Origin of the sequence: Moorena sp. SIO4A5 (assembly GCF_010672005.1) — a bacterium.
In the GTDB taxonomy this organism is placed as follows: domain Bacteria; phylum Cyanobacteriota; class Cyanobacteriia; order Cyanobacteriales; family Coleofasciculaceae; genus Moorena.
Genome location: NZ_JAAHHZ010000269.1, coordinates 1 through 6,412 on the forward strand (window position 1 = coordinate 1; position 6,412 = coordinate 6,412).

A 6,412-nucleotide genomic window follows, 5' to 3' on the forward strand; every position below is an offset into this window, starting at 1 on the left:
ATGAAATTCCGCGAACTGATCGAAGATCAAGCTGCTATTCTGATCACCCATCGCTTATCTACTGTAAAAATGGCTGACCGGATCTATGTGATGGACCAAGGTTCAATTGTAGAAAGCGGTACCCATGCGGAACTGATGCAGTTAGATGGTACTTATGCCCATTTGTTTGAAACTCAGGCTAAAAATTATCGCTAACTTGAAGGTCAGCTATCAGCTATCAGCTAATGCGCTATGGGCATTAGCTGGCCGCTGACCGCTGACTGCTGAATGCTTTCCTTCTGACTTCCCTACTCCCTACTCCCTACTCCCTACAACGATCTACCTCACCCAATTGAGAACTGCTATAGCATTTCCATTTGAGATGTGAACATAAAATTAAACTCTTTAGGTAACAGGAAACTCGGTATCTGCTAACAGGGGTAAGGAATACCGAGTTTTTTTGATTATAAAAAATTACCGATATAGGTTTACAACTTATTTGTAAATAGTCTAATAATGGCTATTTTTTTTAGCTGATCTTTAGAGATATTCTTTGGTTAAATAATTTAAGTTTTGTTAATTTTTTAGGTAATTGTGGAAAAAATCGATTAATTAGGATAAAGTTTAATTGAATTGAAGCGCTAAAATTATCAATCTTAATCCGCTTAAGATTAATCCGCTTAAGACAGTCTAAAGGCTACCGGGGTGAGAATCTGCAATTAGATTCATGAGCTATGGACTGTGAACCAAAATTTAGGATGGTATCTGGAATCAGTACTAGCTGTTAAGTCAATGATGGTAACCCTCACAAGTCCTCCTAATTAAAGGGGATTTCGGGAAATGAATAAAAGCTAAACTACTTGGTTTTACGTTTGTATTGCCTAAGTCATGAATCTGATAAGTTCAGGAATTTATTAATTTTTGTTAACGAAAATTTGCTAAACAAAGGCTGCTTTATTGTCACATTAAAAAGCTAATTACTAAACCATAATAGCTAAAATTTAGCTACATATAGTTAGAGCGAAAGCCTTGCGCCCCTAGAATTAGACTTGAGCAACGGATGCAAAGGTAATTTCTGAACTGAAATGGCTGATCAAGGGGAGTCAAGAAACTACTGTATCCGTTTCTTGTGATTGCATCTACGCGCAATAGTTATTTGAGAAATTAATTATGAGTTTGGATGGCACAATATCTAAAACAATATCTAACTGTTTAGTTGGCGATATCTCTGAAATTGACAGCCAATCACTGGATTGCAAACCTTTGGGTAGCAAAAAGCAAAAGCTGTTTTCCTATGTTGCTTATGGTTTGGGAATTCACTCGGCGCTACCAATCCCAGAGTTTATCCCAGCAGAAGTAGAGTGTGATGTTACGATTCACATTCAGAGTAATGATTACAGTACGGGATGCGTTCCCGTAGCGGAGGCCGTAGGCCACGCTTTCGCCGTAGGCGACGCTGCGCGAACGGGAACGGCTGAGGCCGTAGGCCACGCTACGCGAACGCCGAATCGCAAAATCACTGACTACATTCCAAAGGAAGTTATCCAGCAGCCGATGGCTTTGCAGTTGAGTCCAGAGGAGGCGGTGATTTATCTCAAAGACACAGGGCTGTTTCTGGTACAGAGGGGAAACAGGATTACGATCATTCCCGCAGCAGAAGCCTCCCTTAGCCGCATTCAAACGGCTCTAGTGGGAACTGTGATGGCGATTCTGCTCTATCAGCGGGGATTGTTGGTGCTACATGCCAGTGTAGTCAATATTAATGGTGGTGCGGTTGTTTTCTTGGGTAATTCCGGTGAAGGTAAGTCTTCAATTGCTGCTGCACTCCATACTCAGGGATACAGAATCATCACTGATGATGTTGCACCTGTGACGTTGAATCAGGGGACAGCGAAAGTTGCTCCTAGCTTTCCTCAAATTAAACTAAGTCGAGAAGTAGCTGGGGTTTTGGGATATGACCAGGATAAGCTGGCTCTGCTGGTACCGAAGTTAAATAAACCTGGCTATCGGTTAAATCAGGATTTGACCGAAGCGCTACTACCAATCCGGTGCATCTATGTACTGGTTTCAGGTTCACAGTTGAGTATTAAGTCTCTGAAACTTCAGGAGGCGGTGATGGAACTATCCCGTCATTCCCGTCTCAACAGCTTATTTGACTCTGAGAAAGCATCCCATCTTCTTCAGTGTGCTCAGCTTGCCAATCAGTGTAGTGTTTATCGTCTCCAGCGACCTCGTAACTTGGCTTTGTTGCCAGAGTTAGCGAGGTTGGTGGCAGAACATCAATTTATACAGGGCCAAATCTAAAAGGTAACAGGTAACAGGTAATATAATAAATTACCCAAAGCCCGATTATCCATTACTCAAAACAACTTCGAGCTCCTAATCAACTGTTATCAAAAACTGTAATAAACCCCTTCAAACTAGTTGAAGGGGTTTACTTTAATCTGTCCGAGGTGATATCTATTCCTTTACCGCTAAACTAGCTTGTTTAAAACTATGGTAGTCTGGTTTTCGTGTCTGAGTGGAAGGTATCTATATCCTACTGGCCAATGCTGGCGTAGATGTAGTTGCTCTCTGTTCTAGACTAAATCTAATCACTGTAGGACTAATGAAAATCGCTACCTGGAACGTCAACTCAATTCGGAGTCGCCAAGCTCAAGTAATAGATTGGTTGCAACGGACCCAAGTAGATGTGCTTTGCCTGCAAGAAACTAAAGTAGTGGATGCCCAGTTTCCGCGATCGCTTTTTGAAGAATTGGGGTATTACCTTTATATTTCTGGGCAAAAATCCTATAATGGTGTAGCCATTTTTAGCCGGAAACCAGCCACAGACTTAAGTACGGGCTTTGCTGCGGTGTTGGATACTGCTCAGGTCGGGGACTTAGATGAACAAAAGCGAGTGATTAGCGCTATAGTAGACGGCGTCCGCATTGTTAACCTCTATGTTCCCAATGGGGCTTCCGTGAACAGTGAGAAGTACGACTACAAGCTGCGTTGGTTGAAGATACTGCGGGACTATTTACACAGTATTCTAGAACAACAGTCCCATGAACTTTGTGTATGTGGGGACTTTAATATTGCCCCAGAAGACCGGGATATCCATGATCCTAAAGGCAAAGAAAACCACATCATGGCGTCCCCAGTAGAACGTCAAGCCCTACAATCGGTCTTAGACCTAGGGTTAGCGGATGCCTTTCGCAAATTTACCAAAGAAGGGGGTAATTTTAGTTGGTGGGACTATCGCACCCGTGCCTTTCGGGGTAATCGAGGTTGGCGCATTGACCATATCTACCTAACCCCCAATCTTTACAATCAAGCGATTAGTTGTACCATTGACATAGAACCGAGAAAACTAGATAAACCTAGCGACCATGCCCCTGTAATCGTCAAGTTTTAGTCAAGTTTTAGTCAAGTTTTAAAGGCAAAAGCTATGCAAATGGAAAATGGAAAATGGAAATTAACAATTAAACTTAATAATTAAAATTAACAAATAAAATCAACAATTAAAAATTACAATTGACAATTATAGCAGTCGAAGTAAAGGGTAATAAATGTTTCTGTTCCCTATTCCCTATTCCCTATTCCCTATTCCCTATTCCCAGATCCGCTGTTCCCAAAAACCCAGAACTTTGTACTCACCACAATTAATGACCTTTAAGCACACGATCAATAGCCTGCAATAATTCCTTAACCGTGTAAGGCTTAGACAAAAAGGTCTTAACTCCAGCTTCAGCCGCCGCATCGACTTTATCGCTAATAGGCAACCCACTGATACCAATAATTTTGATCTGCGAGTTAATGTCTCGCAATTGAAGGGTAGTTGTTGGTCCATCCATAACCGGCATCATCATATCCATCAGCACCAAGCTAATATCATCCTGATGTTGCCTATAGAGTGCGATCGCTTCCTTACCATCCCTGCTACTCATCACCCTATAGCCATAGTTTTCTAAGGACGTCTTGGTAATCTCACCAATAGCGGCTTCGTCATCCACCACTAAAATCAACTCACCGTTTCCTCTGGGTAGTTCTAGTTCTTCCTCGGCAGGAATTGGGGAGTGTTCTACTGCTGGCAAATATACTTTAAAGTTAGTACCTACGCCCACTTCACTATACACATTCACAAAACCGGCGTGACTTTTAACAATACCTCTGACCGTAGACAAACCCAGTCCTGTACCTTGACCGATTTCTTTAGTAGTGAAAAATGGTTCGAAAATTCTTGGCTGTATTTTCAAGGGAATACCAATACCAGTATCAGCAACGGTCACCACAATGTAGGGACCTACATCCGCATCAATATGCATCCTGACATAGTTTTGATCTAAAAAAATATTTTGAGCAGACAATGTCAAAGTTCCACCATCAACCATAGCATCACGAGCATTGATGCAGAGGTTCATCAAAACTTGGTGCAGTTGTGTGGCATCCCCAGATACTGACCAAAGATTAGGGTCTATATCCGTAGACAGTTCAATGGATCTGGGAAATGTTTCTAGGATAATGTGGCGAATTTCCCGAATTAAATGCCTGACTTGTAAAACCGTTCGTTTACCTGTAACACCCCGAGCAAACGATAAAACTTGCTTGACTAAACCAGCCCCCCGCCTAGTATTATTCTCTACAGTTTTTAGGAGTTGTAAATGCCGCTGATCTGAGATTTTCAGCTGCAACAATTGAGCAGACATTAGAATAGGAGCTAATAAGTTGTTCAAATCATGGGCAATGCCCCCAGCTAAGGTACCAATGCTCTCCATGCGCTGAGCGTGGAGAAACTGGGTTTCGAGTTGTTTCTTCTCAGTGATATTAGTATTGACAATCAAGATTGATTTGGGCTGTCCCTGAGAATTTTCCACCAAAGTCCAGCGACTTTCAACAATAATTTCTTTGCCATCTTTGGTGACTTGATTCAACTCACCATACCACTCCCCTGTTTTGGCAACACTTTGGTCTGCCTCGGCTAGCTCAGCTGGTGCTTGTTCGTACAACAGTAAATGCTCTTTTTTTCCAATCACTTCTGCTGCGTGCCAACCGTATAGAGACTCTGCCCCTTTATTCCAAAATGAGATAGTATTGTCTAGATCCCGAACCAGAATGGCATCCGTTGCCACATCCAACAACGCTGCTTGTTCCCGAATTTTTTGTTGGGCTTGCTGGCGCTCAAGGGCATAGCGGATGGAACGTTCTAGTAAAGGTGCTCTGAGTTGACTCTTATCTAGGTAATCTGCTGCCCCAGCTTTCATGGCTTCCATGTCAACCTCATGGTCTCCCTGAGCAGTTAGGAGGATAATCGGTGCTGTACACCCCCTGGCAATGGCTTCACGCAGGAGTTCAAGTCCATTATGCTCACCAAGACGGTAGTCTAGTAGATAAACATCATGGTGGTTCTGACCAATCATTTCTAAGCCTTTACCATAGGTTGCCACCCACGTCAAGCTAAATCTAGCCTTCTGGTTTTCCAACAGTAAATCACGAGTTAGAATATAGTCATCTTCGTCATCATCAACGAGTAATACGTTAACCAAAGGGTTGTACATTGGTCTGGTACCATAGGAATAGAAGGAAATTAGTGGAGAATCGAGAGTTCTAAGTTCTGACTTGGGTAAGCAATTTGCCAGGTTTGTGATCAACGAACATTGATGAGGGTCGGTTTTGGAAATAGTCCTGAGTGGATCAGTCTTTAGTGGTACACTAGAAACATCATAAGAAACATCAGAACTTTCAGCTTTCGGTTGTGAGCATTTACTCATGGCAGTCTATTCCCTTCGGGGGGCAATTCGGCGATGTCCAACCAGTACTTTTTTAACGTTTGCATCACCTCAATTAGGGAACTATAGGTGACAGGCTTAACGATGAAAGAATTTGCTCCTAAGTTGTAACTGTGATAAATATCTTCTTCAGCCTTTGAGGTAGTCAGCACCACAACTGGTATAGTTCGTAGATTAGGATCAGCCCTAATTTCTATGAGGGCCTCACGACCATCTTTTTTCGGCATGTTCAAATCCAGTAGGATTAAACTTGGACGAGGGGACATGCTCGCCTGCGTGTGTTTACCACGGTGATATAGATAATCCATCAATTCTTCGCCATCACTGACAAAGTATAGTTCATTGGTCAACTGACTCTCTAAGAGAGCCTCCCTTGCCAACAGACAATCATCCGGATCATCATCTGCCATTAAAATTACCACGGGATTTCGGCTTTCATTCACTAAGCATTATCTCCTCGACCAACAATTATAAAGGAATTACAAAGGAATTATGAAGGAATTATGAAGGTTCAAGGGATAAAAAATTTGAGGTATAGCAGAAGTCAGAAGTCAGAAGTCAGAAGTCAGAAGTCAGAAGTCAGAAGTCAGAAGTCAGAAGTCAGAAGTCAGAAGTCAGAAGTCAGAAGTCAGAAGTCAGAAGTCAGAAGTCAGAAGTCAGAAGTC

At 42.4% G+C, this 6,412-nt stretch carries 5 protein-coding genes and 1 pseudogene; 4 read left to right on the top strand and 2 right to left on the bottom strand.

Features of this window, described 5'->3' with window-relative positions:
* The 4 genes and pseudogenes from F6K57_RS34555 to F6K57_RS34570 form a co-directional block, all read left to right on the top strand.
* Positions 1 to 195, top strand: a pseudogene (locus tag F6K57_RS34555) (ABC transporter ATP-binding protein); the annotation flags it as partial.
* A gap of 1,047 nt (positions 196 to 1,242) precedes the next feature.
* On the top strand, positions 1,243 to 2,283 hold the full coding sequence (locus F6K57_RS34560; RefSeq protein WP_293072443.1) for a hypothetical protein: 1,041 nt from the start codon (positions 1,243 to 1,245) through the stop codon (positions 2,281 to 2,283).
* A gap of 304 nt (positions 2,284 to 2,587) precedes the next feature.
* Complete coding sequence (gene xth / locus F6K57_RS34565; protein ID WP_293072447.1) at positions 2,588 to 3,376, top strand: exodeoxyribonuclease III; 789 nt, start codon at positions 2,588 to 2,590, stop codon at positions 3,374 to 3,376.
* A 119-nt stretch (positions 3,377 to 3,495) separates the two neighbouring features.
* Entirely contained in the window at positions 3,496 to 3,627 is a 132-nt protein-coding gene (locus F6K57_RS34570) for a hypothetical protein (RefSeq protein ID WP_293038927.1), read from the top strand.
* Here the strand turns inward: F6K57_RS34570 and F6K57_RS34575 are convergent.
* Positions 3,624 to 5,729, bottom strand: a complete 2,106-nt coding sequence (locus F6K57_RS34575; protein ID WP_293072445.1) for a response regulator — start codon at positions 5,727 to 5,729, stop codon at positions 3,624 to 3,626. The two genes, F6K57_RS34570 and F6K57_RS34575, sit on opposite strands and share 4 nt — an antisense overlap.
* Positions 5,726 to 6,190 carry a response regulator gene (locus F6K57_RS34580; protein WP_364305338.1) on the bottom strand — a complete coding sequence of 155 codons (465 nt, stop codon included), beginning with the start codon at positions 6,188 to 6,190 and terminating at the stop codon, positions 5,726 to 5,728. The genes F6K57_RS34575 and F6K57_RS34580 overlap by 4 nt, the downstream gene beginning before the upstream one ends.
* Between the last annotated feature and the right edge of the window lie 222 nt (positions 6,191 to 6,412).